Here is a 1,078-nt window from a genome sequence, read left to right on the forward strand (position 1 = left end):
CGACGTCGTTCGCGTTCTTCCTGATCGGCGGCGTGATGGCGCTGCTGATGCGCGCCGAGCTGGCCCGTCCGGGCCTGCAGATCATGTCGAACGAGCAGTTCAACCAGGCGTTCACGATGCACGGCACGATCATGCTGCTGATGTTCGCGACGCCGCTGTTCGCCGGCTTCGCGAACTGGATCATGCCGCTGCAGATCGGCGCGCCCGACGTGGCGTTCCCGCGGCTGAACATGTTCGCCTACTGGCTGTACCTGTTCGGCTCGACCATCGCGGTGGGCGGCTTCCTCACCCCGCAGGGTGCGGCCGACTTCGGCTGGTTCGCCTACTCCCCGCTGTCGGACGCGGTCCGCTCGCCGGGCGTCGGCGCCGACATGTGGATCATGGGTCTGGCCTTCTCCGGCTTCGGCACCATCCTCGGCGCGGTCAACTTCATCACCACGATCATCTGCATGCGTGCCCCGGGCATGACCATGTTCCGCATGCCGGTGTTCGCCTGGAACGTGCTGCTGACCGGTGTCCTGATCCTGCTCGCGTTCCCGGTCCTGGCCGCCGCGCTGTTCGCCCTGGAGGCGGACCGCAAGTTCGGTGCGCACGTCTTCGACCCGGCCAACGGCGGAGCGCTGCTGTGGCAGCACCTGTTCTGGTTCTTCGGCCATCCCGAGGTGTACATCATCGCGCTGCCGTTCTTCGGCATCATCAGTGAGGTCATCCCGGTCTTCAGCCGCCGGCCGATCTTCGGCTACATGAACCTGATCGCGGCGACCATCGCGATCGCCGGTCTGTCCGTGACCGTGTGGGCCCACCACATGTACGTCACCGGTGGTGTGCTGCTGCCGTTCTTCTCGTTCATGACCTTCCTGATCGCCGTGCCGACCGGTGTGAAGATCTTCAACTGGATCGCCACCATGTGGAACGGCTCGCTGTCCTTCGAGACGCCGATGCTCTGGGCGATCGGCTTCCTGATCACCTTCACGTTCGGTGGTCTGACCGGTGTCATCCTGGCCTCGCCGCCGATGGACTTCCACGTCTCCGACTCGTACTTCGTGGTGGCGCACTTCCACTACGTGGTCTTCGGCAC

General features: G+C 64.8%; 1 protein-coding gene. It reads left to right on the forward strand.

Annotated features, from left to right (window positions below):
• On the forward strand, nt 1–1,078 hold a 1,078-nt coding region (locus ACIGXP_RS40035; RefSeq protein WP_399776968.1), incomplete at both ends, for a cbb3-type cytochrome c oxidase subunit I.

It is taken from the genome of Streptomyces sp. NPDC053069, from assembly GCF_044546895.1.
Lineage (GTDB): Bacteria > Actinomycetota > Actinomycetes > Streptomycetales > Streptomycetaceae > Streptomyces.